This window comes from Saccharopolyspora taberi (assembly GCF_039534165.1).
GTDB classification, from domain to species: domain Bacteria; phylum Actinomycetota; class Actinomycetes; order Mycobacteriales; family Pseudonocardiaceae; genus Saccharopolyspora_D; species Saccharopolyspora_D taberi.
The window spans coordinates 138,696-165,569 of record NZ_BAAAUX010000020.1 but is presented as its reverse complement, the minus strand read 5'-3'; the positions used below and the strand labels follow the sequence as shown (position 1 = coordinate 165,569).

The window sequence follows — 26,874 nt, the reverse complement described above, 5'->3', positions numbered from 1 at the left end:
ACAGCCTGCTAGAGTCGCCGTCGCGGCGTCGTGCGGGCACGGCGGCGCATGAGAGTTTCCCGCTGTGCCGGCGCTGGAAGCCGGCCACCGTCCCTGCCGGTGCGGGGGCATCCCCGCACTCCGGGGCACGGTCCCGACCGGCTCGCGTACAGGAGGTTCGCGTGCTCGGCGCCTTCCGCTCGGCTCTGGCGACGCCGGACCTGCGCCGCAAGATCCTGTTCACCCTGGGCCTGGTCGTGCTGTACCGGCTCGGCGCCACGATCCCCGCTCCCGGGGTGTCGTACCCGAACATCCAGCAGTGCATCCAGCAGATCCAGGGCAGCGGCAGCCAAAGCGTCTACTCCCTGCTGAACCTGTTCAGCGGCGGGGCCCTGCTCCAGCTCTCCGTGCTGTCGCTGGGGATCATGCCCTACATCACCTCCAGCATCATCATCCAGCTGTTGCAGGTGGTCATCCCGCGCTTCGAGCAGCTGAAGAAGGAAGGCCAGGCGGGCCAGGCGAAGCTGACGCAGTACACCCGGTACCTGACGATCGCCCTGGGCGTCCTGCAGGCGACCGGTGTGGTGGCGCTCGCCGTGCGCGGCAACCTCTTCCAGGGCTGCTCGGTCCCGGTCATCCCGGACGAGTCGGTGCTCAACCTGGTCACCATCGTCGTCGTGATGACCGCGGGTGCGGCGCTGCTGATGTGGATGGGCGAGCTGATCACCGAGCGCGGCATCGGCAACGGCATGTCGCTGCTGATCTTCGCCTCGATCGCGGCCCGGATCCCGGCCGAGGGCGGCAACATCCTGACCTCCCACGGCCCGCTGGTCTTCGCGGTCGTCTGCGCCTTCGCGGTCGCGATCATCGCGACGGTGGTCTTCATCGAGCAGGCGCAGCGCCGGATCCCGGTGCAGTACGCCAAGCGGATGATCGGCCGCCGGATGTACGGCGGGACCTCGACCTACCTCCCGCTGAAGGTCAACCAGGCCGGTGTCATCCCGGTCATCTTCGGATCCTCGCTGCTGTACCTGCCGCAGCTGCTCGGCCAGCTCGCGGGCAACCAGAACTCCTGGTGGGCGCAGTTCATCCAGACCTACATCGTCGACCCGTCCAGCTGGGTGCACATCCTGCTGTACATGGCGATGATCATCTTCTTCGCGTACTTCTACGTGTCGATCACGTTCAACCCGGAGGAGCGGGCGGACGACATGAAGAAGTTCGGCGGTTTCATCCCGGGCATCCGCCCGGGGCGGCCGACCGCCGAGTACCTGAACTTCGTGCTGTCCCGGATCACCCTGCCCGGCTCGCTGTACCTGGGCATCATCGCGATCCTGCCGAACTTCTTCCTCGGCCTGACCGGTGGTCAGGGGCAGAACCAGAACTTCCCGTTCGGCGGTACCGCGGTGCTGATCATGGTCAACGTCGGTCTGGACACCGTGAAGCAGATCGAGAGCCAGCTCACGCAACGCAGGTACGAGGGTTTCCTCCGCTAGACTGGACGGTCGGTACCCTGCGGTGCTCGCCAGGACCCCAGGCCCGAGAAAGCCAGGCCCGAGAAACCCCGGGCCCGAGAACCTGGGCCCGAGAACCCGGGCCTGGGAAACCGCAGGTCTGAGAACCCAGGCCTGAGGGCCCGTCCTGGGGGCGGGGGCGCTTACGTAGAGTGTGGGGCTGGACTGTGGTGCCGTCGCTCGGTGACAGACCGGTCTCTCGGGGACAGCTGTGCCGGGTACCCGTCAGCGCTCGGCGAGGGTGGCGTCGGAGCCACCAGATTGATTCGGAGGCAGACCCTTGGTGCGATTGATTCTCGTCGGCCCGCCGGGTGCGGGCAAGGGAACCCAAGCGGCCGTGCTCAGCGAGCAGCTCTCGGTGCCGCACATCTCCAGCGGTGACCTGTTCCGGTTCCACATCGGCAACAACACCGAACTCGGCCAGGAGGCCAAGCGCTACCTGGACGCGGGCGAGCTGGTCCCCGACTCGATCACCAACGAGATGGTGCTGGAGCGGCTGGAGGACTCCGACGCGCGCAACGGGTTCGTCCTCGACGGGTTCCCGCGCCACACCGGGCAGGCCGACGTGCTGGCCAGGTCCCTCGCCGAGAAGGGCACCGGGGTGACCGCGGTGCTGCAGTTCGACGTGCCGGAGGAGGAGCTGGTCAAGCGCCTGCTCGGGCGCGGCCGGGCCGACGACACCGAGGACATCATCCGGCGCCGCCTGCAGGTCTACGAGTCCGAGACCGCGCCGCTGCTGGACTACTACAAGGACAAGCTGATCCGGATCGACGCCGTCGGTTCGATCGAGGACATCAGCGAGCGCGCGCTCAAGGCGCTGCGCGCCGCGGCCTGAGCACGAGGGTGGATGCGTTGTTGCGGCGGGGGAAGGGCATCGAGCTCAAGTCCACGGGTGAGATCCAGGCGATGCGCGCGGCCGGGCTGGTCGTGGCGCGCGCACTGGCCGCGGTGACCGCGAAGGCGGTCCCCGGTGCCAGCACCGGGGAGCTGGACGAGGTCGCCGAGCAGGTCATCCGGGACGCGGGCGCGGTGCCTTCCTTCAAGGGCTACCACGGGTTCCCGGCGTCGATCTGCGCGTCGGTGAACGAGAAGGTGGTGCACGGGATCCCCTCCCGCGACGAGGTCCTCTCCGACGGCGACCTGCTGTCGGTCGACTGCGGCGCGATCCTCGACGGCTGGCACGGCGACTCCGCGGTGACCGTGGCGGTCGGGTCTATCGGGGAGCGCGACGCGGCGCTGTCGGAGGCGACCAAGAAGTCGATGTGGGCCGGCATCGAGCAGGTGCGGGCGGGCAACCGGCTCTCCGACATCTCGCACGCGATCGAGCAGTCGGCGCGGGCGTCCGCCGCGGCCGACGGCATCGACTACGGGATCATCGAGGAGTACGGCGGGCACGGCATCGGCACCGAGATGCACATGGCGCCGTTCCTGCCAAACCTCGGCAAGCCGGGCAAGGGCCCGAAGCTCAAGGTCGGGATGGCCATCGCGGTGGAGCCGATGCTCACGCTCGGCACCACCGACACCGAGGAGCTCGAGGACGAGTGGACCGTGGTGACGCTCGACGGCTCCCGCGCCTCGCACTGGGAGCACACCGTCGCGATCACCGAGGACGGTCCCTGGGTGCTCACGCAGGCCGAGGACTGAGGTCCCGCGGCCTGCGGCAGACGTAGACGCGGGTCGGCGGCACGTTCCGCCACACCGTGCTGCGCGGCAGCACCTCGTCGAACGTCTCGTCGAGGTTCCGGATGAACTCACGGGTGGCGGCGCGCCAGAGCGTCGTCAGGTAGGTGACGGACGTGAACACCCCGTCCGGTTTCAGCGCGGCCCCCGCCTCTGCGAGCAGTTGCCGCTGGGTCCGCGGGGGCAGGAGCGTCCACGGGATGCTGCTGATGACGGCGTCGACCCGGGTGACCCCGGCTTCCGCGAGCAGCTTGCGCAGGTCCGCGGCGTCGCCCTCGATGACCTCCAGCCACGGCTTGGTGCGCCGCAGGTAGCCGACCATCACCGGGTCGATCTCCACCGCGAGGTGCCTGCCGCCTTCCGGCAGCCGGTCCCGGATCGCGCCGCTGAGCGCGCCGGTGCCGGGACCGAGTTCGAGCACGACCGGGTTGCCCGCGGACGGGACGACGACCGAGACGGCCTTCGCGACGTGCCGGGAGGTCGGCAGGACCGCACCCACCGTCGAGGGCTTCCGCACGGCGCGCGCCACGAAGGTCGCGTACTCGTGCAGCTTGGTGCGCGTGCTCACTGGATGCTCCTGCCTGTCGGAACCGCAGTGCGACGGTAGCGGTTCGGCTACCGCACGCGCGGCGTGATCACGCAGGTCACCCGAGTGTTCACCTGAAGCGGTTCCGGGCGGTCAGAAGGGCCGTCGGCACAGGTAGTGCAGGATCGGCGGCAGGTTGCGCCAGGTGGTGTGGGTGAGGACCTCGTCGAACGTCTCGGCGAGCCGGACCCGGAAGCGGCGTCCGCCCGCGGTCCGGTCGGCGGGCAGGTAGGTGAGTGCGGTGAACGCCGCGTTCGGCGCCAGGGCTTCGGTCGTCTGCTTGAGGATGTGGTCCTGCTCCTCGTCGGGCAGCAGCGACCACGGGATGCTGCTGATCACCGCGTCCACCTTGCCGATGCCGCGCTCGTCGAGCAGCGAGAGCAGGTCGCCCGCGTTGCCGTGGATGACCTCCATCCAGGGCTTGTGCTCGCGCAGGTGTTCGGCGAGGTCCGCGCCCAGTTCGATGCCGATGTGCCGGGCGCCCGCGGGCAGCCGCTCGCGGATGCCGTTGCTCAGCGAGCCGGTGCCGGGGCCGAGCTCGACCACGACCGGGGTGCCCGTGGTGGGCACGACCTGCGCGACGGTCGCCGCGACCGCGGCCGAGGTGGGAGTGGCGGCACCGACCATCCGCGGGTTGCGGACGGCGGTCGCGAAGAAGGTGCGGTACTCGGTGAACATCGTCGCCGCGCCGGTGGCAGCCCTGCTGCGCAGGGGTTTCGCGGCTTCCTGACGGCGATGGTCCTGGTGGGTGGTCACGGTTCTCCTCGTTGGATCGGGCCGAACGGCCCCGCAGGCGACGTGATTTCGAACGTAGTGAGCAGCGTTGTGCGGTCGCAACCGCCGTCGGGGGCGCGCCGTGGCAGGGCCGGCGCTCCGCGCGTGACCTGCCCCGATGTGGAGGCCGATTCCCGGCCCGCGTACAGTGGAGCAACGGCGCACTGGCTGCGTCGGTTCGTCGTGCCTTGTGCTCACAGGGACTGCGCCGATCGGATCGGGTCCTCGTCGACCCCGCCCGGACGGCTGATCGTTTCCGGTGGCACGTTACCCCGGCTCCTCGAACCGAGGTAGTGGTGTGCCCGCCGCCGCTCCGGGTACCCGGCGCTGCGGTACCGGCAGCCCTGTCCGCAGCGCTGCCGACAAACCGTCACCGTCACGAAACGCGGAGGACATGGGCAAGAAGGACGGGGCCATTGAGGTCGAGGGTCGCGTGATCGAGCCGCTCCCCAACGCGATGTTCCGAGTCGAGTTGGAGAACGGGCACAAGGTCCTCGCACACATCAGTGGCAAGATGCGTCAGCACTACATCCGCATCCTGCCCGAGGACCGGGTCGTTGTGGAGCTCTCGCCCTACGACCTTTCCCGTGGGCGCATCGTCTACCGCTACAAGTGACCTCCACGGTGTCCGGGAGACCGGACACGCGTCCGAGCAGGAGAGCACGACCGTGAAGGTCCAGCCGAGTGTGAAGCGAATCTGCGACAAGTGCCAGGTCATCCGCCGTCACGGGCGAGTCCTGGTCATCTGCGACAACCAGCGCCACAAGCAGCGCCAGGGCTGATCGCGGAACGCGGTGCCGGGCACCGCGAACGCAGGCACAAGTGAAGGAACTCCCTTTCGACCTGCCCGTCCACGCGCGGACGGGCCGACCCCCGGATCCAGGCCGGGGCTCCGCAGCGGGTGCGAGCAGCACCCGGTGCGGGGATGGTGAGGGAGCAGACCTGGAGCGACAACGAAGGAGACCTGCCGTATGGCACGGCTCGCCGGCGTCGACCTCCCCCGCGAGAAGCGGCTGGAGATCGCGCTGACCTACATCTACGGCATCGGCCGTACCCGGTCGAAGGAGATCCTGAAGGCCACGGACATCTCGTCCGACGTCCGCCCGAAGGACCTCGACGACGAGCAGCTCGCGAAGCTGCGCGACGCCATCGAGAACTACCGGGTCGAGGGTGACCTCCGACGCGAGGTCCAGGCCGACATCCGCCGGAAGATCGAGATCGGCTGCTACCAGGGGCTGCGGCACCGCCGTCACCTCCCGGTGCACGGGCAGCGGACCAAGACCAACGCCCGCACCCGCAAGGGGCCGAAGAAGACGGTCGCCGGCAAGAAGAAGGCCGGGAAGAAGTAAGCCTCGCTAGGAGACCACGACAGATATGCCACCGAAGTCTCGCGCCGGTGCCGTCAAGAAGGTGCGGCGCAAGGAAAAGAAGAACGTCGCTCATGGCCAGGCGCACATCAAGAGCACGTTCAACAACACCATCGTTTCGATCACCGACCCCACCGGTGCGGTGATCAGCTGGGCCTCCGCGGGCCACGTCGGGTTCAAGGGCTCCCGCAAGTCCACCCCGTTCGCCGCGCAGATGGCCGCTGAGAACGCTGCCCGCAAGGCGGCCGAGCACGGCATGAAGAAGGTCGACGTCTTCGTCAAGGGCCCGGGTTCGGGCCGCGAGACGGCGATCCGCTCGCTGCAGGCCGCCGGCCTCGAGGTCGGCACGATCCAGGACGTGACCCCGCAGCCGCACAACGGCTGCCGCCCGCCCAAGCGGCGCCGGGTCTGATCGCGGGAAGGGAGAGATAGAAGATGGCTCGTTACACCGGTCCCGCGACCCGCAAGTCCCGCCGTCTCAAGGTCGACCTCGTCGGTGGCGACCAGGCGTTCGAGCGCCGGCCCTACCCGCCGGGGCAGCACGGCCGGGCGCGCATCAAGGAAACCGAGTACCTGCTGCAGCTCCAGGAGAAGCAGAAGGCGAAGTTCACCTACGGCGTGCTGGAGCGGCAGTTCCGGAACCTGTACGAGGAGGCCAACCGGCGTCCCGGCAAGACGGGTGACAACCTGCTGCAGCTGCTGGAGTCCCGGCTGGACAACGTCGTGTACCGCGCCGGCCTGGCCCGCACCCGCCGGATGGCGCGGCAGCTGGTCAGCCACGGCCACTTCACGGTCAACGGCAAGAAGGTGAACATCCCCAGCTTCCAGGTGTCGAAGTGGGACATCATCGACGTCAAGGCGAAGTCGCTGGGCTCCACTCCGTTCATCATCGCCAAGGAGACCTTGGGCGAGCGCCCGGTTCCGGCGTGGCTGCAGGTCGTTCCGTCCAACCTGCGGATCCTGGTGCACCAGCGCCCGGAGCGCGCGCAGATCGACACTCCGGTCACCGAGCAGCTCATCGTCGAGCTCTACTCGAAGTGACGCCTCCCGCCGACGGCCCGCGCGGCCGTCGGCGGTGGCAGTCGAGGGTGGCGGTGGGCAGACTCCGCCGTCACCGGCCCGCACCGCGGGCACGCATCCCATCGGCGTCAAATAGCGGGCGCCGTGAGGAAAGGAAACTCAAGTGCTCATCTCCCAGCGACCTTCACTGGCCGAAGAGGCCGTGGCGGAAACCCGCTCCCGGTTCGTCATCGAGCCGCTGGAGCCGGGCTTCGGCTACACCCTCGGCAACTCCCTCCGGCGCACCCTGCTCTCGTCCATCCCGGGGGCGGCGGTCACCAGCCTGCGCATCGACGGTGTGCTGCACGAGTTCACCACGATCCCGGGCGTGAAGGAGGACGTCACCGACGTCATCCTGAACCTCAAGGAGCTGGTCGTCAGCTCCGAGGAGGACGAGCCGGTCACGATGTACCTGCGCAAGCAGGGCCCCGGTGAGGTCACCGCGGCCGACATCGTCCCGCCGGCCGGGGTCACCGTGCACAACCCCGATCTGCACATCGCCACCCTGAACGGGAAGGGCAAGCTGGAGATCGAGCTGGTCGTCGAGCGCGGCCGGGGCTACGTGCCCGCCGTGCAGAACAAGGCGACCGGCGCCGAGATCGGCCGGATCCCGGTCGACTCGATCTACTCGCCGGTGCTGAAGGTGACCTACAAGGTCGAGGCGACCCGTGTCGAGCAGCGCACGGACTTCGACAAGCTCATCCTCGATGTGGAGACCAAGCCGTCGATCACGCCGCGCGACGCGGTGGCCTCGGCGGGGCGGACCCTGGTGGAGCTGTTCGGGCTCGCGCGCGAGCTCAACGTCGACGCCGAGGGCATCGAGATCGGTCCGTCGCCTGCGGAGGCCGACACCATCGCCGCCTACGCGATGCCGATCGAGGACCTCGACCTGACGGTGCGCTCCTACAACTGCCTCAAGCGGGAGGGCATCCACACCGTCGGTGAGCTGGTCTCGCGCAGCGAGGCGGACCTGCTGGACATCCGCAACTTCGGTGCGAAGTCCATCGACGAGGTCAAGCTGAAGCTGGTCGGTCTCGGGCTGGCCCTCAAGGACAGCCCGCCCGGGTTCGACCCGTCCGCGGCCGCGGCGGAGTACCCGGCCGAGGGCTGGTCCTCGGAGACCGAGACCGTGGGCGGTCTGGGCCGGGTCGAGGACAACGGCTACGACGACGGCCAGGACTACGCGGAGACAGAGCAGCTGTAGCTGTTTTGCGCGGTGAGGGGAACCGATCCGCGCCTTGAGAGGAGCAACCGATGCCCACCCCCACCAAGGGAGCGCGTCTCGGCGGGTCGCCGTCGCACGAGCGGCTGATGCTGGCCAACCTGGCCACCTCGCTGTTCGAGCACGGGAAAATCACCACGACCGAGGCGAAGGCGAAACGGCTCCGGCCGCTCGCCGAGCGTCTGATCACCAAGGCCAAGAAGGGCGACCTGCACAACCGTCGCGAGGTCATGAAGACCATCCGCGACAAGGACGTCGTGCACAAGCTCTTCGCCGAGATCGGCCCGCACTTCGCCGACCGCAACGGCGGCTACACGCGCATCGTCAAGGCGATGCCGCGCCGCGGTGACAACGCGAAGATGGCCGTGATCGCGCTGGTGACGGAGAAGACCGTCACCGCCGAGGCGGAGGCCGCTCGCGGCACCAAGTTCGCGGCCAAGAAGGACGAGGCTGCCGAGCCGTCGGCGGACGCCGTCAAGGCGGAGGAGACCGCGACCGAGGCGACCGAGGCTCCGGCCGAGGAGGCCAAGGCCGAGGACACCGTTGCCGAGAAGAAGGACGAGTCCTGATCTCTGCGCGCAGCGACGCCGTGGACGAGCCCGCCGCTCCCTCCGGGGAGGGCGGGCTCGTTCGTCTGCGGCTGGACGTCTCCTACGACGGCACGGACTTCTTCGGCTGGGCCAAGCAGCCCGACCGGCGCACGGTCCAGGGCCTGCTGGAGGACGCGCTGTGGAAGCAGCCGCCGGGGCGTTCGGTGCCGCGATCGGTGGTGGTGGCGGGCCGGACCGACACCGGGGTGCACGCTTCCGGCCAGGTCGTGCACGTCGACGCGGTCCCGCTCGGTCCCGGCGAGGGCGGGCGGCTTTCCGTCGACGCGCAGGGGATTCCGGACCTGGAGCGGATGTGCCACCGGTGGAACCGGATCCTGCCGGGCGACGTGCGCGTGCTGGGCGCGCGGGTGGCACCGGAGGGGTTCGACGCGCGGTTCTCGGCCATGCGCAGGCACTACCGGTACCAGGTCTCGGACGCGCCGTGGGGCGTTGATCCGTTGCGGCGCAGGGACACCCTGGCCTGGAACCGTCCGCTCGATGTGGACGCCCTCAACGCCGGGTCTCGGGATCTGCTGGGGCTCAACGACTTCGCCGCGTTCTGCAAGCAGCGCGAGGGCGCGACCACGGTCCGCGAGCTCCAGCGCTTCGAGTGGGAGCGCGTCGGCCCGCACCTGGTGGTCGCGCACGTGAGCGCCGACGCCTTCTGCCACTCCATGGTCCGCAGCCTCGTCGGCGCGCTGCTGATGGTCGGCGACGGCAGGCGCCCGAGGCCGTGGCCGGGCGACGTGCTCCGCGCCGAGCAGCGCACGAGCACCGTCGCGCCCGCGCACGGGCTGACCCTCGTCGGCGTCGACTACCCCTCCGACGACGAGCTGCCCTCCCGCGCCGCCGCGACCAGGGCCGTGCGGTCCCTCGGCTGAGTAGGTTCACCTACCGACAAGCGCGCCTTCCCGGTGTTGTACTGGCGGTGATGAGGTACCGACTTACGCCCGAACAGCACAAGCGCCTGGAAGACCTGGCCGAGCGGGGTGTGATTTCCCGCGAGCAGGCCGCCGAGGTCCGGGACGCGCTCGACTCCGACCGGGGTGCACCCGCCGGTGGCGGTCTGTGGGAGGTGCTCGGTTACGTGGGTGGCGCGCTGGTGCTCGGCGGGGCGTCGCTGCTTGTCGGGATGTCGTGGGACGACCTGCCCCGCCCGGCGAAGGTCGGCCTGCTCGCCGCCGCCACGCTGGTGCTCGTCGTGGTCGGGCTGGTCATCGGTGGTGAGCGACAGGGGCCGCGCGGGCGGATCGTGTCGGTGCTGTTCGCCCTCGCCTCCGGGACCGCGGCGCTGACGGTCGGCAGCGCGCTCGACGAGTACGAGTCGCTGGCCGCGACCGCGACGGGCCTGCTCGTCGCCGTGCTCGGATACGTCGTCGTGCGAGGGATTCCGGTGCTGCTGGCGGCTGTCGCGTTCAGCGCGGGGCTGGTGCTGGCCGGTGCGGGCGAGTGGTTCGACAGCTCGACGCCGTCGGTCTCGGCGGGACTGATCGTCCTGGGTGCACTGTGGACGGCGTTGGCGCTGGTCCTGGAACACCGCCGGGTCGCCTACGGTTCCGGGGTCGTGGTCGCGATGATCGGCGCGCAGTACGCGGTGAGCGCCGAGCAGCCGTGGTGGGGTTACGGGCTCACGCTGCTGATCGCGGCGCTGTGCTTCGGCGCGTACCTCGTCGAGCGGTCCGCGGTCCTGCTGGCGCTCGGCGTCGTGGGAGTGACGCTGGCGGTGCCGGAGGCGGTGTGGGACTGGACCGACGGGGCGTTGAGCGGGCCGCTGCTGGTGCTGCTGACCGGTGTGGTCTTCCTGGTCGCCGGAGGCGTGGGGCTGCGGTTGCGGCGCGCGAAGGGCTGAAACGCGGAGGAGCCCCGGACCGAAGTCGGTCCGGGGCTCCGCTGTGCCAGTGGCCGCGAGCGCAGGGGGTCAGTCGCCGCGGCGGATGGGGCCGAGGATCTCCTGCTCCTTCTTGTTGGTGACCAGGTTGATCAGCGACCACGTCATGTTGCCCAGCGCGACGACGGTGTCGTCCTTGAGCTGGGTCAGCTGCTGCACCTGCGGTGGCTGGAGGAACCAGATCCGCTGCGCCAGCTGCGCCTGGTTGAGCGGGAGCCGCTGCAGCAGCACCAGGTCCGAGGCGTTGGCGGCGGTGCCGCTGCCTACCTGCGGGTGCAGGTAGGGCAGCACGTACATGGTCGTCTGCCAGGCCGCCCGCGGCGGGAACAGCTCCTGCGGGACCGCGCCGCCGTCGTGGATCACCAGCAGCGGCGCGTCCTCGGTGGCGCGGGGCAGGTCGAACGGCGTGAGCCTGCGGATCTGCGCCAGCGGCACCGGCTTGCCGTCGGGCGTGTTCCCGGCCGCGCGCTCCAGCACCTTCCACGCGGCGGGACGGCCGGTGGCGACGACGACCCACGCACCGGTGGCCATCGCCCGCAGCGCGATCTGCCGCGCCAGGTACAGGCCGCCGACGGTGACCATCCGGGTCGGCTGCGGGCGCAGGATCGACGCCGCGATCGGCTGGCCCGCCGGGTCCGAGCCGATGATCATGCCGCCGCGGTCGCCCGCCGGGCTGATCGCGTCCAGGGTCTCCGGGGTGACGAGGAACTCGGGGGCCGCGCCGGTGTTGCCCGGGGTGTCGATGGTCCTGGTCCGGCTCATGCCGCACCTCCCAGCGGAACCGTCGCGGCGTAGCCCGCGAGCTGCATGCCGCGCAGCGGGGTCAGGGTCAGGCCGAGCCGGCCGCTGATCGCCTTCAGCCGGTCGTCGGCGGCGTCGAGCTCGGTGGGCGTGCGGGCGCTGACCCGCACCAGCCCGCGCAGGCCGACCTCGCCGTCCTCACCGGCCGGGGAGATCGACAGCGCGATGCTCGACGACAGGGCGCGGATCCCGGTGAGCGCGTTGAGGCTGGCGCTCATCTGGCTGGGCCAGCCGGTGATCGCGTAGCTGGAGTGGCCGACGCCACCGGCGGTCACGCCGTCCCAGCGCTCCTTGAGGCCGACCGGGCGCTGCGAGCCGAGCACGGACTGGAGCTCGGCGGAGGCGACGCCCGCCTGCAGCAGCTCGTCCGGGTCCAGCGGACGGGTCGGGATTCCCTGGCGCTCCAAGGCGTTGCGGACTCGGGACAGGGCGCCGATGAGCGCGCGGTGCGCGCCGACGACACCGCCGCCGCGCTCGCCGACGGCCTTGGCGCAGCGCTGCGGGTCCAGCCGGACCGCGACCCAGGTGGTGCGGCGGGCGGCGGCGGCCAGCGGTCCCAGGACCTCCAGGTAGGAGTTCAGCGCGGGGGACGTCGACGGCAGCGAGGCGCTGCCCGGGTAGCAGTGCCAGATGACCTGGATGGCGTCGAGCACGACGCCGCGGTCCTCGAGGCAGGGCGCGAGCACGCCCAGCGGCAGGTTCGGCGCGGAGTCCAGCGGGTTGAGCAGCGACGGCGTCGGCTCGATCGCGAGCACTGCGGTCCACTTGCCGTTGTGCCAGGCCATTCCGACCGGGTTGCGGTCGTGGTCCTGGCTGCGCGCGATGACCAGGTCCTCGACCACGAGCCGCAGCAGCGCGACGCGGTGGTTCTCGTCCGGGCCTATGATCCCGTCACCGTCCTTGTCCTCGGCGGGCTCCAGGACGTCGACGTTGAGCGGGTTGGAGACGCGGGTGTGGCTGCGGGAGCGGTATTCGAGCACCAGCCCGAACCACTGGGTGAACCAGCGACCGCGGCGCCGCAGCAGCGCGATGATCAGCGCGAACCCGGCGACGCCCGCCGAGACGGGCCACAGCGTCGGGTTGATCAGCACGAGGACCAGGCCGATGGCGAGGCCGACCTCGATGAGCACGATGTTGGCCACCGGGATGGCCCCGAGCGTCGCGCCGTTGGTGCGCCGTCGCGCACGGATGCGCGTGCGTTGCGCGTTGGCGGGCCCGGAGGCTTTCGGCTGGGCCGGATGTTGTGTGGTCACGGACATCCGTTCGGTCTCTCCCCCTCGCAGGTAAGTGCGGCACACGGCGAACGTGGGTCACTGGCTGGCGGCAGCCGCGTGAAGAGAATACTGGTGGTTCGGCTGAACCGTACCCATTCGATACCTTCGTGCGGCTAGCATGCCGAACCGTACCTCGGACGGGAGAGCTGTAGGCGAAGAATGGCATCAACACCCACAACCAAGTCACAGGTCCAGGCATATCGGTTCGTGCTGCGCCGGATGGAATCGGCGCTGGTGCGCAAAGACGCGGTGATGCTGCACGATCCGATGGGCTCGCACAAGAGGGCTACCGTCGTCGGGATCGTCCTCGCCGCCATCGGGCTCATCGGATTCCTCGTGTGGGGGCTGTTCGGTGGGAAGGGAAACGTCCCGGAGCCCGGTTCGATCGTGATCGCCAAGGAGAGCGGCAGCGTTTTCGTCGTGACCGCTGACGACAAGGCGCAGAAGCGGCTGATCCCGATGCTGAACATGGCGTCGGCGAAGCTGCTGGTGATGGCCCAGGGCGGTGGTCAGGGCGGCCCGCCGCAGCCGACGACGGTGAAGGAGGCGGCGCTGGCGGAGTTCCCGCGCGGTCCCCGCACCGGCATGGTCAACGCCCCCACCTACCTGCCCGACGCCAAGAACGGCGCGCTGCCGGCATGGGCGATCTGCGACGTCGGTGACGTCAAGAACACCCTCAACGCCGCCAGCATCGAGAGCTCCACCAAGATCGAGACCACCGTGATCGGCGGTGACGCCAACCACGGCACCCCGCTCGCCCCGGAGCAGTCGCTCTACGTCAAGGACCAGACCTCCGGCGACGAGTACCTGGTCTACCGGGTGGAGGGCATTCCGAACCAGGTCCACACCCAGGCCGTGAAGGCCAAGGTGGACAGCAGCGACAAGGTGATCGCCGACATCTTCGGGCTGCAGGGCAAGACCCCGCGCACGATCAGCACGAACATGCTCAACGCGATTCCCTCGGTGCCGCAGCTGAACATCCCGGACGTGCCCAACGAGGGCGACCCGGTCAGCTACAACATGCCGCAGGGCAAGGTCGGCGACGTGGTCAAGCGGGACATCCCGGACCAGCCGGACCAGTACTTCGTGCTGCTGTCCGAGGGCAAGCAGCAGATCTCGGCCGGTGCGGCCGCGCTGCTGCACGCCTCGAACAGCAGCAGCCGGGAGATCCCGGACCGCACCGGTGCGATCACCGACGCGCAGGACGCGCCCACCAGCGCGTACCTGAAGCTGGACACCTTCCCGATGGCGGTGTCCAAGCCGGTGTCCTTCCAGGAGTCCGACACCTCCTGCCTGAGCTGGCAGAACATCAACAACGAGCACCACGTCACCGTCACCCTGAACCAGGGTTCGCCCGCTGCGAAGGCACCGGTGAAGCTGGCCCAGCACGACGGCAACGGGCCGAAGGTCGACTACTTCTACATGCCGGCGGGCAAGGCGGCCGTGATCCGCGGTGCGGCCAACGAGGCGGGCGACAGCGGTCCGATCGTCCTGGTGTCCGACCAGGGCGTGACCTACGGCATCAAGGACGTCGCCACGGCGCAGGGACTGGGCGTGATCGGCAGCGTCTTCGACCTCAGGGACGGTCCTTCGTGGCTGCTGCGCGGGAACCCGCCCACGCTGCCCACGGGTGACTTCCTGGATCCGGCGCAGGCGAGCTTCGTCTACGACTCGATCCCGGTGCCGCCGGGTGCGGTGAACCGGCCGCCGCCGCCGAAGCAGCAGGCCGCCACCGGAGGCAGCTGAGCCGAACGGGGAACCGGCACTTCCCCGACGACGTCCGAGGAAACAGCGAGTCCGCCCGCAGCACCGACGAGGAGCTGCGGGCGGACGCGCTTTAAGAGCAACGAGGCGGGGAGGTGTGGCGATGTCGGGGATCCGGGTCGACACGGAGTGGCTCACCCAGTACGCGGACGAGGTGACGGCCGCGGGTGAGGAGATCGGGAACGCGCGGCGGGAGCTCGACGGGGCCCGGCTGGAGCCGGAGTCCTTCGGGGAGCTGGGCAGGAAGGAAGGTGCGGCCGACGCCTACCAGCGGCTGGCCGGGCTGCTCGGGGACCAGGCGAGCCGTGCGAGCGAGGTGCTGACCGGGGCGGGGCGAGAGCTCCGCGAGGTCGTGGACTTCCACACCGGAGGGGACGACGACAACGCCGAGGACATCGCGCGGAAGCAGGAGTGGTAGACGATGCGGGGCTCCCGAATCGCGGCCGAGGTCGCCGAACACCTGGACTACCTGACCGAGGTCGCCGCCGAGCTGGCGGTGTCGGACCCGGTGCGGGAACGCTTCGAGCAGGCCGTGGGCCGAGCCGAGGACATGAAGGAAGCGGCGGAGGTCTGGCGCCGCACGGCGGACCGGGTGGAGAAGGCCGCGCGTGACGTCGCGGGCAAGCTCGGCGGCATCGACAGCTCCTGGCAGGGGGCGGACGCGGACGCCTTCCTCGCGCACATGCAGGACGCCGGACTGGCGGGCAACGACCTGGTGGACGCGATGCGCGCGCTGGCGGCGGCCCTGGACCACACGGCGGAAACGGTCGACGAGCTGCTGACCGACATCGGGGACACGATCGCCGAGACGGCGGATTCGGTGTCGCAGGCACTGGTCGTGCCGCACGAGGGGGACCAGCGAGCGCGCAAGTACCTGTCCGATTTGGACGGTCCGGCGGAGGAGCTGTTCTCGTCGGTGGAGGACGCCTTCCGGGCTTTCGCGCGGTTCTGCGACGAGCTGGGGTCCGGCAAGGCGATCGGGGACGTGCGGTTCGACAAGCGGATGCCCGAGGGGAACTGGGACTTCCAGGCTCCCGCCGCGCCGCCTGCTCCGGCTGCGTCGCCTGCCGCTCCTCCCGCGCCCGCTCCCCCCGCGCCCGCGCCGCCCGAGCCTGCGCCGGGCGGAGGCGGAGGCGGCGGAGCCGCTGATTCCGGCGGAGGAGCAGGAGCCGCGGCGCCGCCAGCGGCGGCGGAAGCGCCGGACCTGGCGCCGGGAGGCGCCACGGGAGCGGCGGAGCCGTCGGCGACGCCGCCTGCGGCGGCAGCGCCGGTCGCGGGAGCGGCGGGCGGAGCGGCGGCAGCCGCGACGGGCGGAATGATGGGCGGGATGATGCCCATGGGCCCGATGGCCGGAATGATGGGCGGAGGAGCCCAGGACCGCCAGAACCAGTCCAGACTCAAGACCAAGCCCGAGGACCTGTTCGGCACCCCGGAAGCGGTCCCACCCGCGGTGATCGGCGAGGACCCGAAGCAGAAGGCCCCCGAACCCAAGGACAACACGGCACAGCCCCGGCGAACCGGCTCCGCAGGCGTAGGAGACGCCGCACCCCCGGTGATCTGAAGGCCGCCGCAAGACAGGAACCCGGCACCGTCCAAGGTGGACGGAGCCGGGTTCTTTTGCTTTGGGCTGTCACCTGGGTCCGCAAGCTCTGAACCGCCCCCACAACACCTAACGCGCCCAGCAGATGCCCCCACCTACAAGGGCGGGGTTTGGTTCTCATCCCGTCGACCTGGCAAAGCCCGATCAGACCGTGTCAAGGGGGCACCACCGAGCAAAACCGCAAGACAACAACGAAACGGCCCCCTTGACGCGGTCTGATAGCCCTCCGTGGAGGTCGACGGGATGAGAACCACCCCAACCGAACCGCAGCGGACCGCGGAGACTCATCCCGGAGACCTGCCTGGGGTCCGGGGGCGGCGAGCGCCCCGGAAACCCCCCACGAAACCGCAGCCGAACCGGCAAAGCCGCTTCGGCCTACAAAACGCAAGAAGCCCGGCACCCGCATCAAAGGCAGACACCGGGCCCCCTACGAAAAACCGCCTACTCCCGCCCCCGAGCCTCGGCCTGCCGAGCCCGAACGTTCCGAACGGCGTTAACCAAAAAAGCCGTGAACAAAACGGCGGCAACGCCGCCGAGCGCCCCGCCGACGGCGACCATCAAAGCAGGCCAGTCCTTCTGCGGGATCACGTCGGCGTCGAGCCGGACCGCGCCCGCGGGCTTCGGCTCCTTGCCGTACTCGGCAGGCACGACGTCGCTGAGCGCGGCCATGAAGTCGACCATGCCGTACCCGACGATGTCGTTGCGGTTGTTGTTGCCGCCGGGGTGCAGAGCGGTTGTCTCGATCCGCTCCATCACCTCCTTGGCGGCTTCGGAGTTGTTCGTCGGCTTGCCCTCCTGGGCGAACTTCTCCTTGATCAGCACCGCGAGCCCGGAGACGTACGGGGCGGCGAAGCTGGTGCCCTGGATCGGCTGCATCTGGCCGTTCGCACCCGCGGCGATCTGGCTCGCCAGTCCGTCACCGCCCTTGCCGGGGTCGAGCGAGATCAGGTTCTCGCCCGGCGCCGCGACGTCGACCCACGGGCCGGGGACGGTGAACTCCGAGGGCTGACCCTGCTGGCCGACCGATCCGACGGTCAGCACGTAGTCGTCGAACCACGCGGGCAGCACCGCGGTCGTCGGGCTGCCGGACGGGTTCTTCTGGCAGGCGTCCTGGGCGTTGCCCGCCGCCGCGACGACCACGATCCCCTTGTCGTAGGCGTTCTTCACCGCCTGGTGGAGCATGTTGTTGTAGGGGTCGTTCGGGTTGCTCGCGGCGGAAATCGCCTGGCAGGACGACTGCGAGATGTTGATGACGCTGACGTTGGAGTCCGCCGCGTGCTGGATGGCCTGCGCCATCGTCTGGGTGTCGCCGATCGTCTTCTTCTCGGCCTTGTTCTGCCACAGCTTCGAGGACTGCCGGATCGACATGATGGTCGCGTCCGGCGCGACACCGACGAACCCGGTGTTCGGGTCCTCCCTCGCCGCGATGATCCCGGCCACGATCGTGCCGTGACCGTCGCAGTCGGTGTTCGCGCCGCCCTGCGGGACCGAGCTGCCACCGCCGCCGTTGAGCCGCAGCCGCGGGTGCGGGTTCACCCCGGTGTCGATCACGCCGACCGTCTGGTTCGCGCCGCGCAGCCCCTGCTCGTGGGCCTCCTCGAAGCCCAGCGTGAGCTGGCTCCACGGCTTTTCCTGGATGGTGCCGCCGCCGGGGTTTCCCTGCATGCAGCCCTGGGTCTGCTCGTACCCGCCGAGCGGACCCAGCGCTCCGCCCGGGACGCTGGTCGGCCGCAGCGGGGGCGGGACGAAGTCCTGCGCCGTGGCGGCGGGCATCGCGGGTCCGAGGACCGCGATGCCCACCACCGCGGAGAACGCGAGCGCGCGCCGCAGGCGTGTGGAACTTGAGCGCATCACGCCGCCCCTCAGAACAGGTTGAGGTTGAGGTCGCGAACCGTCATGTAGAGGTCCATCACGCCCAGCGCCAGCGGCAGCACCAGCGCGATCAGCACCGCTTCGAGGATGTCGACCATGCGCCGCTGCACCGGCGAGAACCGGCGGTTCGGGAAGACCACGCCGAAGATCAGCGCGAGGATGCCCAGCAGCAGCAGCGGCGGGAACACCCACGCCACCCACAGCGGGGAGAGCGCGACCTGGACGATCAGGCCCGCGGTGACGCCCAGCGCGGCGAGCAGACCGCACATCAGCAGGGCGACCGCCTGGCTGCCGTTGGCGTAGTTGCGGCCGCGCAGCAGCAGGACCGCGGAGACCACGGCCGACATCGCCGCGCCCCAGATCGACATGCTGGTGGTCGACAGCACCGCGCCGATGGCCGCGGTCAGGCCGCAGCCGATGATCAGGCCGGTCATGTACCGGTGCGCGAGACCGGTCTGCTTCTCGATCTGCCGGTAGTCCGGGAAGCCCTGGTCCTCCTTGAGGTCCTCGGCGTTGCCGGGGACGTGCGGGAGCGGGAGCTTGGCGAGCTGGATCGTGATCCGCGGCAGCAGCGAGATGCCCGCGAGGCCGACCGCGGCCGCACCGGCGGCGATGCCGGCCGGGGCGACGGTGTCGGCCGGGACCAGCGTGGCGATGATGAACGAGATCACCCCGAACGCCGAGACCGTGGCCGCGGCGATGAAGGTCACGATGCCCGCGCCGATCACCATGATCGACACCGACGAGAAGATCAGCACCAGCGCGCTGGCCAGCAGCAGCTTCGGCGACAGGTCGGAGCCCGGGACGATGTTGAAACCACCGACGAAGGCCATCGGCAGACCACCGGCCGCCGCGATCACCGTGCCCGTCGTGGCCGCGCCGTGGGCTCGGGCGACGATCGAGCCGACACCGGTCGCCAGGATCGCGACCGCGACACCGACGACCGCCGCGATGATCTGGTAGACCATCGACAGCGTGCTGCCGATCTCCGGGTGCAGCAGGCCCGCCGGGCCCGCGACGCCGAGCCCGATCGCCGCGGCGATCAGCCCGAGGGCGCCGGAGATGTGCCCGATCTTCTGCGCGGTCTCCTTGGTCCAGGGCCGGTAGCTGCCCGGCTCCGCCTCGGCCAGCGCGTCGACGACGTCGTCGTACAGCGGCGGCGGCGGATTGTCCGACCGGCGGCGCAGCTGCAGCATGTCGCCGTCGACGATGCCGAGCGACGCCAGCGTCTGGCTCGGGTCGAGCTCGTCCTCGCCGAGCTTGGCCAGGCACCAGCCGCCGTGCCGCGATCCGCCGTCCGGAGTGGCCTCGCGGGCGAAGTCCAGCAGCATCGGCAGCAGGTCAGCCACCGAGACGTCTGCGGGCAGCGCCAGGTCGATACGAGTTGTCGGCGCCACCACTGTCACGCGGCTGAACACCGTGGTCCCGGTCGCCACTTGGGCCCCCTACTCCTCTGGTCCTTGCATTGACTGTGTCCGTCCTGTCGGCTCGATCCGGCCGTGGTCGGTGAATCAAATCAAGCCGAGGGTTTCTCGCGAAACCCGCCCGCCCGGCCGGAGAGCGCCCCTAGTATGGCCGCACCGACCGCGAACGGGTGATGGGTTTGGTCCAAGAAGTGCCAACCGGTTGATATCTGATTGGTCACGTCTGGACCCCGTTCTCCGCCCACCCCGCTGCCGTCGGCGGTGCGGACAGTACAGAATGCTGCTCGCGTCCGAAGCATTCCGAGCACGTCGACAGGGAAAGGGTGCTGCGTCCGGTGAGCACGCTGCAGTTCAAGCGAACGCCACGCCTGGCCGCTCCGAGGCCACCGGGCGGGGAGGTGCACCTCGAACCACCGCCGGAGATCCCGCGGACGATCCCCGGCAACGTCATCCAGAAGGTCCTTCCGGGCGTCATGATCGTCGCGTCGCTCGGAATGATGGTCTTCATGCTTCAGCGGGCCAAAGACAACCCGATGATGATGATGATGCCGATGATGATGCTCATCTCGACCTTCGGGATGATGGCGGGCGGCGGCAAGGACAACGGCCAGAAGAAGGCCGAGATGAACGAGGACCGCAAGGACTACCTGCGCTACCTCGGCCAGATGCGCGACCGCGCCCGCGAGGCCGCCGACGAGCAGCGGCTGGCCCGCGAGTGGGTGCACCCGGACCCGCAGACGCTGTGGTCCATCGCGGCGGGCAGCCGCCGGATGTGGGAGCGGCGCACCAACGACAACGACTTCTGCCAGGTCCGGGTCGGCCGCGGTTCGCAGCGGCTGGAGACCCGCCTGGTTCCGCCGCAGACCGGTCCGGTCGACGAGCTGGAGCCGATCACGACGCTGGCGCTGCGCCGCTTCGTGCGGGCGCACTCGCTGGTCGCCGGGCTGCCGATCGCGACCTCGCTGCGCGGCTTCGCCGCCGTCGGCCTGCAGGGCGACCGCGAGCTGACCCGCGGGCTGGCGCGCGCGATGCTGTGCCAGCTGGCCACCTTCCACACCCCCGACGACGTGATCATCGCCGTCGCCAGCAGCGGCCGGGCCCGCCGAGAGTGGGACTGGGTGAAGTGGCTGCCGCACGCCCAGCACCCGAGCGAGACCGACGGCATCGGCCAGATGCGGCTGATGGCCGGTTCGCTGCGCGCGGTCGAGGAGATGCTGTCCGAGCAGCTCGCCGACCGCCCGCGCTTCCAGCGCAACGCGGCCCCGCCGGACGGCCAGCCGCACGTGGTGATCCTGATCGACGACGCCGAGATCAGCCGCGAGGAGGCGCTGATCGTCGAGGGCGGCATGGCGGGCGTGACCATGATCGACCTGTCCGACTCGCTCGGCCAGATCACCGCCCGCCGCGGCATGCGGATGGTCGTCGAGGAGGACCGCATCGGTGCCCGCGGTGGCAGCGGTGTCGAGTGGTTCGGCGAGCCGGACTCGCTGAGCATGGAGGAGGCCACCTCGCTGGCCCGCTCGCTGTCGCCGTACCGGGTCGCCGGCGGTGCCGCGGCCGAGGCCGACAGCGGTGGCTACGAGCCGCTGACCACGCCGCTGAACTACATCGAGCAGCTGGGCCTGGCCGGTGACGCGGTCACCTTCGACATCAACGAGGCCTGGCGCCCCCGCCAGAAGGACGACCTGTACCGGGTCGCGATCGGACCCGGCGAGTACGGCGACATCGTGCACCTGGACATCAAGGAGACCGCGTCCGGCGGTATGGGCCCGCACGGCCTGTGCATCGGTGCGACCGGTTCCGGTAAGTCCGAGTTCCTGCGCACGATCGTGCTCGGCCTGATGGCCACGCACTCCTCGTCGATGCTCAACTTCGTGCTGGTCGACTTCAAGGGTGGTGCGACGTTCAACGGCTTCGAGCCCGCGCCGCACGTTTCGGCGAGCATCTCCAACCTCGGCGACGACGCGACCCTGATCGACCGCATGCAGGACGCGCTGGCCGGTGAGATGAACCGGCGCCAGGAGGTCCTGCAGGCCGCGGGCGCGAAGAACGTCTGGGACTACCGCAAGATGCGCGACGCCGGTGACGAGAAGGCGCAGGACCCGCTGCCCGCGCTGTTCGTGGTCATCGACGAGTTCTCCGAGCTGCTGTCGCAGAAGCCGGACTTCGCCGAGCTGTTCGTGATGATCGGTCGACTGGGCCGGTCGCTGCAGGTCCACCTGCTGCTGGCGTCCCAGCGGCTGGAGGAGGGCAAGCTCCGCGGCCTGGACTCGCACCTGTCGTACCGGATCGGTCTGAAGACCTTCAACGCCGCGGAGTCCCGCGCCGCGATCGGCATCCCGGACGCCGCGGACCTGCCCGCCACCGGTGGTCACGGCTACCTGAAGCACCCCAACGGCATGGACCGGTTCCGCGCCGCGTTCGTGTCCGGCTACCTGCACCAGACCAGCGGGCGCAGGCCCGCGGGTTCGGCCGCGTCGCCGGTCACCGGTGAGAAGCAGCCGCGGCTGTTCATCCCGGACTTCGTCGAGAAGCCCCCGGAACCGGAGAAGCCCGCGGTCGAGGAGAAGAAGGAGGAGCCGCAGGACGAGCTGGCTCCCACCGACTTCCAGATCATCGTCCAGAAGACGATCAACCAGGGTCCGCCCGCGCACCAGGTGTGGCTGCCCCCGCTGGACACCCCGCCGACGCTGGACACGCTGCTCCCGCCGCTGCAGTCCTCCGACGACCGCGGCTACACGGCCGTCGGCTACGCGGGCAGCGGCAGGCTGCAGGTGCCGGTCGGCCTGGTCGACGTGCCGTACCACCAGCGGCAGGACCACTTCATGCTCGACCTCGGCGGCGCGGCCGGTCACGGCGCGGTCGTCGGTGGTCCGCAGTCGGGCAAGTCGAACGTGATGCGAACGCTGATCACCTCGATGGCGCTCACCCACACCCCGCAGGAAGTGCAGTTCTACTGCATCGACCTCGGTGGTGGTTCGATGTCGGCGCTGCGGAACCTGCCGCACGTCGGTGGTTTCGGCGGTCGCCGCGACCCGGACACGGTGCGCCGGACCGTGCAGGAGCTCAAGGCGCTGCTGGCCGAGCGCGAAGGCCGCTTCCAGGCCCAGGGCATCGACGGCATCACCGACTTCCGCAACCGCAAGCGGCGCGGTGAGATCAACGACGACCCGTACGGCGACGTGTTCCTGCTGATCGACGGCTGGGCGGCGTTCCGCCAGGACTTCGAGACGCTGGAACAGGACGTGCTGAACCTGGCCGCGCAGGGTCTGACCTTCGGCGTCCACGTGTTCGTCTCGGCGAACCGGTGGGCCGAGATCCGCCCGGCGCTCAAGGACCTGCTCGGCACCCGGATGGAGCTGCGGCTCGGTGACCCCTCCGAGTCGGAGATCAACCGCAAGGTCGCGGTCAACGTCCCGGGTGGACGGCCCGGCCGCGGTCTGCACCCGTCGGAGCTGCACTTCCTGACCGCGCTCCCGCGCGTCGACAGCGAGAACATCGGCGACCGCGTCGGTGCCGAGCTGGAGGCCGCCGAGCAGGAGCGCAGGCCGGCCCGGATGGGCTGGGAGCTCTACAACGAGGACCTGGCCGAGGGCGTCAACGACCTGGTCAACCGGGTCAAGAGCTCCTGGCAGGGCCGCCCGGCGCCGCAGGTCCGCCTGCTGCCGGACCTGCTGCCCTACGAGCAGCTGCCGACGCCGGACCAGCACCAGCAGCGTCCGAAGCTGGTGCCGATCGGCATCAACGAGGAGGGCCTCAACCCGGTCTTCCTGGACTTCCAGGCCGAGCCGCACTTCTACGCCTTCGGCGAGCGGGAGTCGGGCAAGACGGCGCTGCTGCGCACGATCCTGCGCGGCATCACCACCAGGTACACGCCGCAGGAGGCGCTGATCCTGCTGGTCGACTACCGCCGCACGATGCTCGGATTCCTCAACACCCACCTGCTGGAGTACTCGGTGGGTGCCGACCAGCTCAAGGGCAACGTCGGCGACATCGTCAAGTCGCTGAAGAAGCGGCTGCCGGGGCCGGACGTCACGCAGGAGCAGCTGCGCAACCGCTCCTGGTGGAGCGGCCCGGAGCTGTTCGTCGTGGTCGACGACTACGACCTGGTCGCGCCGCAGGGCAACAACCCGCTGGCACCGCTGGCGGACTTCGTCCCGCAGGCGTCGGACGTCGGTCTGCACTTCGTCATCGCCCGGAACTCCGGTGGTGCGAACCGCTCGCTGTACGAGCCGATCATCGGCAAGATGCGCGAGTCGTCGTCGCCGGGTCTCGCGATGAGCGCGAACAAGGACGACGGCCAGCTGGTCGGCAACATCAAGTCGCGGCAGCTGCCGCCGGGCCGGGGCACGCTGGTCAGCCGTTCGCTCAAGGGCGGACCGCAGATGATCCAGACGGCGTTCCTGCCGCCGCCGCAGTGACGCGCTGAACCGCAGAGCCCCTTCCGCCACCGCGGAGGGGGCTCTTCGGTTTTCGGGGTGATGGCCGGGCGCGGATCGGGGGAAGGCCGCGCCCGGCCATCGTGCGGTCCGGTGGTGGGGAGGGAGCGCCGGACAGGGCTCGTCACCTGCCGGTCAGGACGTTCCAGCACGGCAGGCAGGTGGGTTCGGTGATCCAGTCGATCTCGCTGCGCTCGCGCAGGTGCCGTGCGGAGTTGTCGGTCGGCGGAAGTCCAGCCACGGCGGTCCGAAGGTGACTGCGTCGAGGTCGGCCCCGCTTCCGCTCTCCTCGGTTCCGCCACCGCGGAGGGGGCTCTTCGGTTTCCTCCCCGGTTTTCCCGGAACGCGCAGCTCCGGCCGTGCGGGTGGCAGTATGTGCGGGTTGCTCGCGAAGGTCACCCGATCCGGGGCAGACTGTTGGAGCGCTCGTACCCATAACCTCTAGGGTGCGCGGGGGAACCGGCCGCCTCGCCCGATCGCGGCGGCCGGACGACGACGTCGGGGGACCTGCGATCCGCCGACGGTGAAGGAGTTCTGGGTGTCCCTGCACGTCTCGATCGACTTCGGCACATCGAGCACCTGCACCGTGGTCTCCGTCGGTGGCGGCGAACCACAGGTCGTCGTGATCGACGGGCAGCCGCTGGTGCCCTCCGCGGTCTTCGCCGCTCCGGACGGCACGTTGTTCGTGGGCCACGAGGCGGAGCGGCAGGCCGCGGTCGACCCGTCGAGGTTCGAGCCGCACCCCAAGCGCCGCATCGACGAGGGAGAACTGCTGCTGGGCAGCAGCGTGCTCAAGGTCGGCGACGTGGTCCGCTCGGTGCTGCAGCGCGCGGTGGGCGAGGCCCGCCGCTACGCGGGCGGCGCGGCGGTCGACCTGCTCGTGCTGACCCACCCCGCCGACTGGGGTTCGGTGCGCGCCAACGAACTCCGCGGCGCGGCCACCGGCCTGGCCAAGGAACTCGTCATGGTCCCGGAACCGGTCGCGGCGGCGGTGTTCCACTCCGCGGGCTACGGCCTGCCCGACGGCGGCGCCCTCGCGGTGCTCGACCTCGGCGGCGGCACCGTGGACGCCAGCGTCGTGGCCAAGCGCGGCCGCGCCTTCCAGGTCCTGGCCACCAGGGGCGAGCCGAACTTCGGCGGCGCCGACATCGACCAGGCGCTGCTCGACCACATCGGCGGCATCGTCTCCGGCACCGACCCCGCCGCGTGGCAGCAGCTCGTCGAGGGCCGCGAGATGGCCGACCGGCGGCGCCGCCGGGTGCTGCGCCAGGACGTGCGGGGCGCGAAGGAAACGCTGTCCCGGCACACCTACACCGACGTCCCGATGCCGCCGCCGTTCTCCGACGCCCACGTCACCCGCGCCGACCTGGAAGCGCTGATCGCGCAGCCGCTGGGCAAGGCGGCGGACCTGGTGCTGGCGACGCTGCGCGAGGGCAAGGTCGCCCCGCAGCAGCTGGCCGGGGTGTTCCTGGTCGGCGGGTCGAGCCGGATCCCGATGGTCGCCCGGCTCATCCACGAGCGCACCGGGATCGTTCCGACCACATTGGACCAGCCGGAGACCGTCGTCGCGCGCGGCGCGCTGCGCGCCGTCCGGCTGGATCCCGAGCGCACCGGCGGGCTGGCGCCCTCCGGCGGCTGGAGCGGCGGCGAGCGCACGGTCCGCAAGTACCCGTTGCCCGGCCCGCACTCCGGTGGCCATCCGGTGCAGGCGCCGCAGGGACCAGGCACCACGTCCGGCGACTCGCTCAGCCGGGCCTCGACCATCGTCATCGGCGGCAGCGACCAGACCCGGCCGGTGGCGACCGGGCGGAAGAAGTCCACCGCGAGCAGGCGCAAGCTGCCCTGGGTCGTCGGGGCCGCCGCCGCGGTGCTGGTCGTGGTCGGCGTCGCCACCACGATCGCGCTCGCCAACGGCGGCGGGTCCGCGCCGTCCGAGGAGCCGCGCCGGATCGCGCAGTACCAGTACGAGTTCTCCTACCCGGCGACCTGGCGGCAGACCGGCGGCGATCCGCAGCTGTGGCAGACCGTGATCGCGCCGGAGAGCGGCGGGCCGAGCAGCATCGTGGTGCAGGAGGGCCAGCTCGGCTACGACACCCAGGCCGGGCGTGCGCGTGCGGTGCAGGCGCTGCGGGACGATTACCAGACCCTGATCAACCAGGGCAAGCAGTTGTCGGGTTTCGACGAGGACGCGAGTTTCGCCGGGCGCAACGTGGTCTACTACCGGGAGGAGCTGTCGGGTTCGACGGTCGAGTGGTACGTCGTCCACGAGAAGCAGTTCCAGGTCAGCATCGGCTGCCAGTGGACCGCGGCGAGCAAGCAGGAGGTCGCAGGCGCGTGCGCCGACGTGATCGGTTCCCTCGCGGTCCGGTAGCGCCGTCGTGGGAAGAATGAGGCATCGCCATGAACGAGTCCGACCAGTCGATGGCGCGGTTGCGCGACGCGCTCGGCGCCGCGGTCAGCCGGGGGCGGCGGGCGCAGGCCGAGGCGCACGAGAACTCCGAGGGTTTCCGCAGGCGCAGCAGGGAGATCGGCGACCGGATCCGCAGCGGTGAGCTGAAGCCGGAGGGCACCGGATCGAAGCGGCTCCAGTCGGCCGCCGACTACCGGGACCGGGTCGGGCTCGACGTCGAGCGGTTCCCGGCCGAGGAGTCCGATGTGGACGATGGGAAGAATGTGTCGGAATCGTTGGAATCGCAGGAGCAAACGCCGTCGGACGGCAGCGATCTCGACTTTTCCCAAGCGCAAATCCTGCGTTGACCAGCGGGTTCCGCGATCAACGTTTACCTCCGCAACGGGTTGCGGCGAAATCCGGGACAACCGGGAACCGGTCGTGGCAATGTCTGCGTCGTAGGTTCATCCGAACTTCAGTGACCACACACCGATGAAGGGGGTCATCCCGCAATGAGCGGTTTCGCAGGTGACGTCGAGATCATTGACAAGGCGTCGGGTCAGATCGACGAGGTCCGCGGCAACATCGAGCAGGCCGTCAACACGCTGAACGGCCAGATGGAGCCGGTGCTCGCCCAGTGGAAGGGTGGCGC

Annotated in this window: 24 protein-coding genes; 18 read left to right on the top strand and 6 right to left on the bottom strand. The window is 70.2% G+C overall.

Annotated elements, in window-relative coordinates:
• Positions 1–161 precede the first annotated feature (161 nt).
• The 3 genes from secY to map all read left to right on the top strand — a co-directional run bounded on the left by secY (position 162) and on the right by map (position 3,137).
• Complete coding sequence (gene secY, locus ABD691_RS25320; RefSeq protein ID WP_344683793.1) at positions 162–1,475, top strand: preprotein translocase subunit SecY; 1,314 nt, start codon at positions 162–164, stop codon at positions 1,473–1,475.
• Positions 1,476–1,773: 298 nt separating this feature from the next.
• A complete protein-coding gene (locus ABD691_RS25315; protein WP_344683791.1) occupies positions 1,774–2,328 on the top strand; it encodes an adenylate kinase in 555 nt (184 codons plus the stop codon).
• 71 nt (positions 2,329–2,399) lie between these two features.
• Positions 2,400–3,137: a type I methionyl aminopeptidase gene (gene map / locus ABD691_RS25310; protein WP_344683965.1), complete on the top strand. Its 738-nt coding sequence runs from the start codon at positions 2,400–2,402 to the stop codon at positions 3,135–3,137.
• Here map and ABD691_RS25305 read toward each other — a convergent pair.
• Positions 3,118–3,741 carry a class I SAM-dependent methyltransferase gene (locus tag ABD691_RS25305; RefSeq protein WP_344683789.1) on the bottom strand — a complete coding sequence of 208 codons (624 nt, stop codon included), beginning with the start codon at positions 3,739–3,741 and terminating at the stop codon, positions 3,118–3,120. The genes map and ABD691_RS25305 overlap by 20 nt on opposite strands.
• 111 nt (positions 3,742–3,852) lie before the next feature.
• Entirely contained in the window at positions 3,853–4,515 is a 663-nt protein-coding gene (locus ABD691_RS25300; RefSeq protein ID WP_344683787.1) for a class I SAM-dependent methyltransferase, read from the bottom strand.
• Between the two features lie 412 nt (positions 4,516–4,927).
• Between ABD691_RS25300 and infA the strand changes: the two genes are divergently transcribed.
• The 9 genes from infA to ABD691_RS25255 all read left to right on the top strand — a co-directional run bounded on the left by infA (position 4,928) and on the right by ABD691_RS25255 (position 10,620).
• Positions 4,928–5,149: a translation initiation factor IF-1 gene (infA, locus tag ABD691_RS25295; protein ID WP_009948665.1), complete on the top strand. Its 222-nt coding sequence runs from the start codon at positions 4,928–4,930 to the stop codon at positions 5,147–5,149.
• A gap of 52 nt (positions 5,150–5,201) precedes the next feature.
• Positions 5,202–5,315: a 50S ribosomal protein L36 gene (rpmJ, locus tag ABD691_RS25290; protein WP_009948666.1), complete on the top strand. Its 114-nt coding sequence runs from the start codon at positions 5,202–5,204 to the stop codon at positions 5,313–5,315.
• 189 nt (positions 5,316–5,504) lie between these two features.
• Complete coding sequence (rpsM, locus tag ABD691_RS25285) at positions 5,505–5,882, top strand: 30S ribosomal protein S13 (RefSeq protein ID WP_344683785.1); 378 nt, start codon at positions 5,505–5,507, stop codon at positions 5,880–5,882.
• A 25-nt stretch (positions 5,883–5,907) separates the two neighbouring features.
• Positions 5,908–6,312: a 30S ribosomal protein S11 gene (gene rpsK / locus ABD691_RS25280; RefSeq protein WP_009948668.1), complete on the top strand. Its 405-nt coding sequence runs from the start codon at positions 5,908–5,910 to the stop codon at positions 6,310–6,312.
• 23 nt (positions 6,313–6,335) lie between these two features.
• Positions 6,336–6,941 (top strand): 30S ribosomal protein S4, encoded by a 606-nt coding sequence (gene rpsD / locus ABD691_RS25275; RefSeq protein WP_344683782.1) that lies wholly within the window; start codon positions 6,336–6,338, stop codon positions 6,939–6,941.
• A 142-nt stretch (positions 6,942–7,083) separates the two neighbouring features.
• Entirely contained in the window at positions 7,084–8,163 is a 1,080-nt protein-coding gene (locus tag ABD691_RS25270; protein ID WP_344683780.1) for a DNA-directed RNA polymerase subunit alpha, read from the top strand.
• 50 nt (positions 8,164–8,213) lie between these two features.
• Complete coding sequence (gene rplQ, locus ABD691_RS25265) at positions 8,214–8,750, top strand: 50S ribosomal protein L17 (RefSeq protein WP_344683779.1); 537 nt, start codon at positions 8,214–8,216, stop codon at positions 8,748–8,750.
• A 20-nt stretch (positions 8,751–8,770) separates the two neighbouring features.
• Positions 8,771–9,652: a tRNA pseudouridine(38-40) synthase TruA gene (truA, locus tag ABD691_RS25260; RefSeq protein WP_344683777.1), complete on the top strand. Its 882-nt coding sequence runs from the start codon at positions 8,771–8,773 to the stop codon at positions 9,650–9,652.
• 50 nt (positions 9,653–9,702) lie between these two features.
• A complete protein-coding gene (locus tag ABD691_RS25255; protein ID WP_344683775.1) occupies positions 9,703–10,620 on the top strand; it encodes a DUF2157 domain-containing protein in 918 nt (305 codons plus the stop codon).
• Between the two features lie 69 nt (positions 10,621–10,689).
• Here ABD691_RS25255 and ABD691_RS25250 read toward each other — a convergent pair whose 3' ends face one another.
• Positions 10,690–11,421 (bottom strand): hypothetical protein, encoded by a 732-nt coding sequence (locus ABD691_RS25250; RefSeq protein WP_344683774.1) that lies wholly within the window; start codon positions 11,419–11,421, stop codon positions 10,690–10,692.
• Positions 11,418–12,602 carry a type VII secretion protein EccE gene (eccE, locus tag ABD691_RS25245; protein ID WP_344683963.1) on the bottom strand — a complete coding sequence of 395 codons (1,185 nt, stop codon included), beginning with the start codon at positions 12,600–12,602 and terminating at the stop codon, positions 11,418–11,420. Before eccE ends, ABD691_RS25250 begins: the two co-directional genes overlap by 4 nt.
• Before the next feature lie 291 nt (positions 12,603–12,893).
• On the opposite strand from eccE, the gene eccB reads away from it, so the two are divergent.
• The 3 genes from eccB to ABD691_RS25230 all read left to right on the top strand — a co-directional run bounded on the left by eccB (position 12,894) and on the right by ABD691_RS25230 (position 16,059).
• Positions 12,894–14,480 carry a type VII secretion protein EccB gene (eccB, locus tag ABD691_RS25240; RefSeq protein ID WP_344683772.1) on the top strand — a complete coding sequence of 529 codons (1,587 nt, stop codon included), beginning with the start codon at positions 12,894–12,896 and terminating at the stop codon, positions 14,478–14,480.
• Positions 14,481–14,601: 121 nt separating this feature from the next.
• The gene (locus tag ABD691_RS25235) at positions 14,602–14,916 is read left to right on the top strand and encodes a hypothetical protein (protein WP_344683770.1); all 315 of its coding nucleotides are present in this window, start codon (positions 14,602–14,604) and stop codon (positions 14,914–14,916) included.
• A 3-nt stretch (positions 14,917–14,919) separates the two neighbouring features.
• Entirely contained in the window at positions 14,920–16,059 is a 1,140-nt protein-coding gene (locus ABD691_RS25230) for a WXG100 family type VII secretion target (RefSeq protein WP_344683769.1), read from the top strand.
• Between the two features lie 480 nt (positions 16,060–16,539).
• Here the strand turns inward: ABD691_RS25230 and mycP are convergent, their stop codons facing one another.
• Both mycP and eccD read right to left on the bottom strand, forming a co-directional pair.
• A complete protein-coding gene (mycP, locus tag ABD691_RS25225) occupies positions 16,540–17,949 on the bottom strand; it encodes a type VII secretion-associated serine protease mycosin (protein ID WP_344683767.1) in 1,410 nt (469 codons plus the stop codon).
• Between the two features lie 11 nt (positions 17,950–17,960).
• Positions 17,961–19,406, bottom strand: a complete 1,446-nt coding sequence (eccD, locus tag ABD691_RS25220; RefSeq protein WP_344683764.1) for a type VII secretion integral membrane protein EccD — start codon at positions 19,404–19,406, stop codon at positions 17,961–17,963.
• Between the two features lie 323 nt (positions 19,407–19,729).
• Here eccD and eccCa point away from each other — a divergent pair, with 323 nt between their 5' ends.
• The 3 genes from eccCa to ABD691_RS25205 all read left to right on the top strand — a co-directional run bounded on the left by eccCa (position 19,730) and on the right by ABD691_RS25205 (position 26,590).
• Positions 19,730–23,815: a type VII secretion protein EccCa gene (eccCa, locus tag ABD691_RS25215; RefSeq protein ID WP_344683762.1), complete on the top strand. Its 4,086-nt coding sequence runs from the start codon at positions 19,730–19,732 to the stop codon at positions 23,813–23,815.
• A 556-nt stretch (positions 23,816–24,371) separates the two neighbouring features.
• Positions 24,372–26,204 carry a type VII secretion-associated protein gene (locus ABD691_RS25210; protein WP_344683759.1) on the top strand — a complete coding sequence of 611 codons (1,833 nt, stop codon included), beginning with the start codon at positions 24,372–24,374 and terminating at the stop codon, positions 26,202–26,204.
• Between the two features lie 29 nt (positions 26,205–26,233).
• Positions 26,234–26,590 (top strand): hypothetical protein, encoded by a 357-nt coding sequence (locus ABD691_RS25205; protein WP_344683757.1) that lies wholly within the window; start codon positions 26,234–26,236, stop codon positions 26,588–26,590.
• Positions 26,591–26,874: the final 284 nt, after the last annotated feature.

Bases quoted from the DNA above. Each gene is read 5' to 3' on its own strand.
- ABD691_RS25255 (WP_344683775.1), top strand. From the start codon at position 9,703: ATGAGGTACCGACTTACGCCCGAACAGCACAAGCGCCTGGAAGACCTG.
- rplQ (WP_344683779.1), top strand. From the start codon at position 8,214: ATGCCCACCCCCACCAAGGGAGCGCGTCTCGGCGGGTCGCCGTCGCAC.
- infA (WP_009948665.1), top strand. From the start codon at position 4,928: ATGGGCAAGAAGGACGGGGCCATTGAGGTCGAGGGTCGCGTGATCGAG.
- eccB (WP_344683772.1), top strand. From the start codon at position 12,894: ATGGCATCAACACCCACAACCAAGTCACAGGTCCAGGCATATCGGTTC.
- mycP (WP_344683767.1), bottom strand. From the start codon at position 17,949: ATGCGCTCAAGTTCCACACGCCTGCGGCGCGCGCTCGCGTTCTCCGCG.
- rpsM (WP_344683785.1), top strand. From the start codon at position 5,505: ATGGCACGGCTCGCCGGCGTCGACCTCCCCCGCGAGAAGCGGCTGGAG.
- ABD691_RS25250 (WP_344683774.1), bottom strand. From the start codon at position 11,421: ATGAGCCGGACCAGGACCATCGACACCCCGGGCAACACCGGCGCGGCC.
- ABD691_RS25235 (WP_344683770.1), top strand. From the start codon at position 14,602: ATGTCGGGGATCCGGGTCGACACGGAGTGGCTCACCCAGTACGCGGAC.
- ABD691_RS25205 (WP_344683757.1), top strand. From the start codon at position 26,234: ATGAACGAGTCCGACCAGTCGATGGCGCGGTTGCGCGACGCGCTCGGC.
- ABD691_RS25230 (WP_344683769.1), top strand. From the start codon at position 14,920: ATGCGGGGCTCCCGAATCGCGGCCGAGGTCGCCGAACACCTGGACTAC.
- map (WP_344683965.1), top strand. From the start codon at position 2,400: ATGCGCGCGGCCGGGCTGGTCGTGGCGCGCGCACTGGCCGCGGTGACC.
- rpsD (WP_344683782.1), top strand. From the start codon at position 6,336: ATGGCTCGTTACACCGGTCCCGCGACCCGCAAGTCCCGCCGTCTCAAG.
- rpsK (WP_009948668.1), top strand. From the start codon at position 5,908: ATGCCACCGAAGTCTCGCGCCGGTGCCGTCAAGAAGGTGCGGCGCAAG.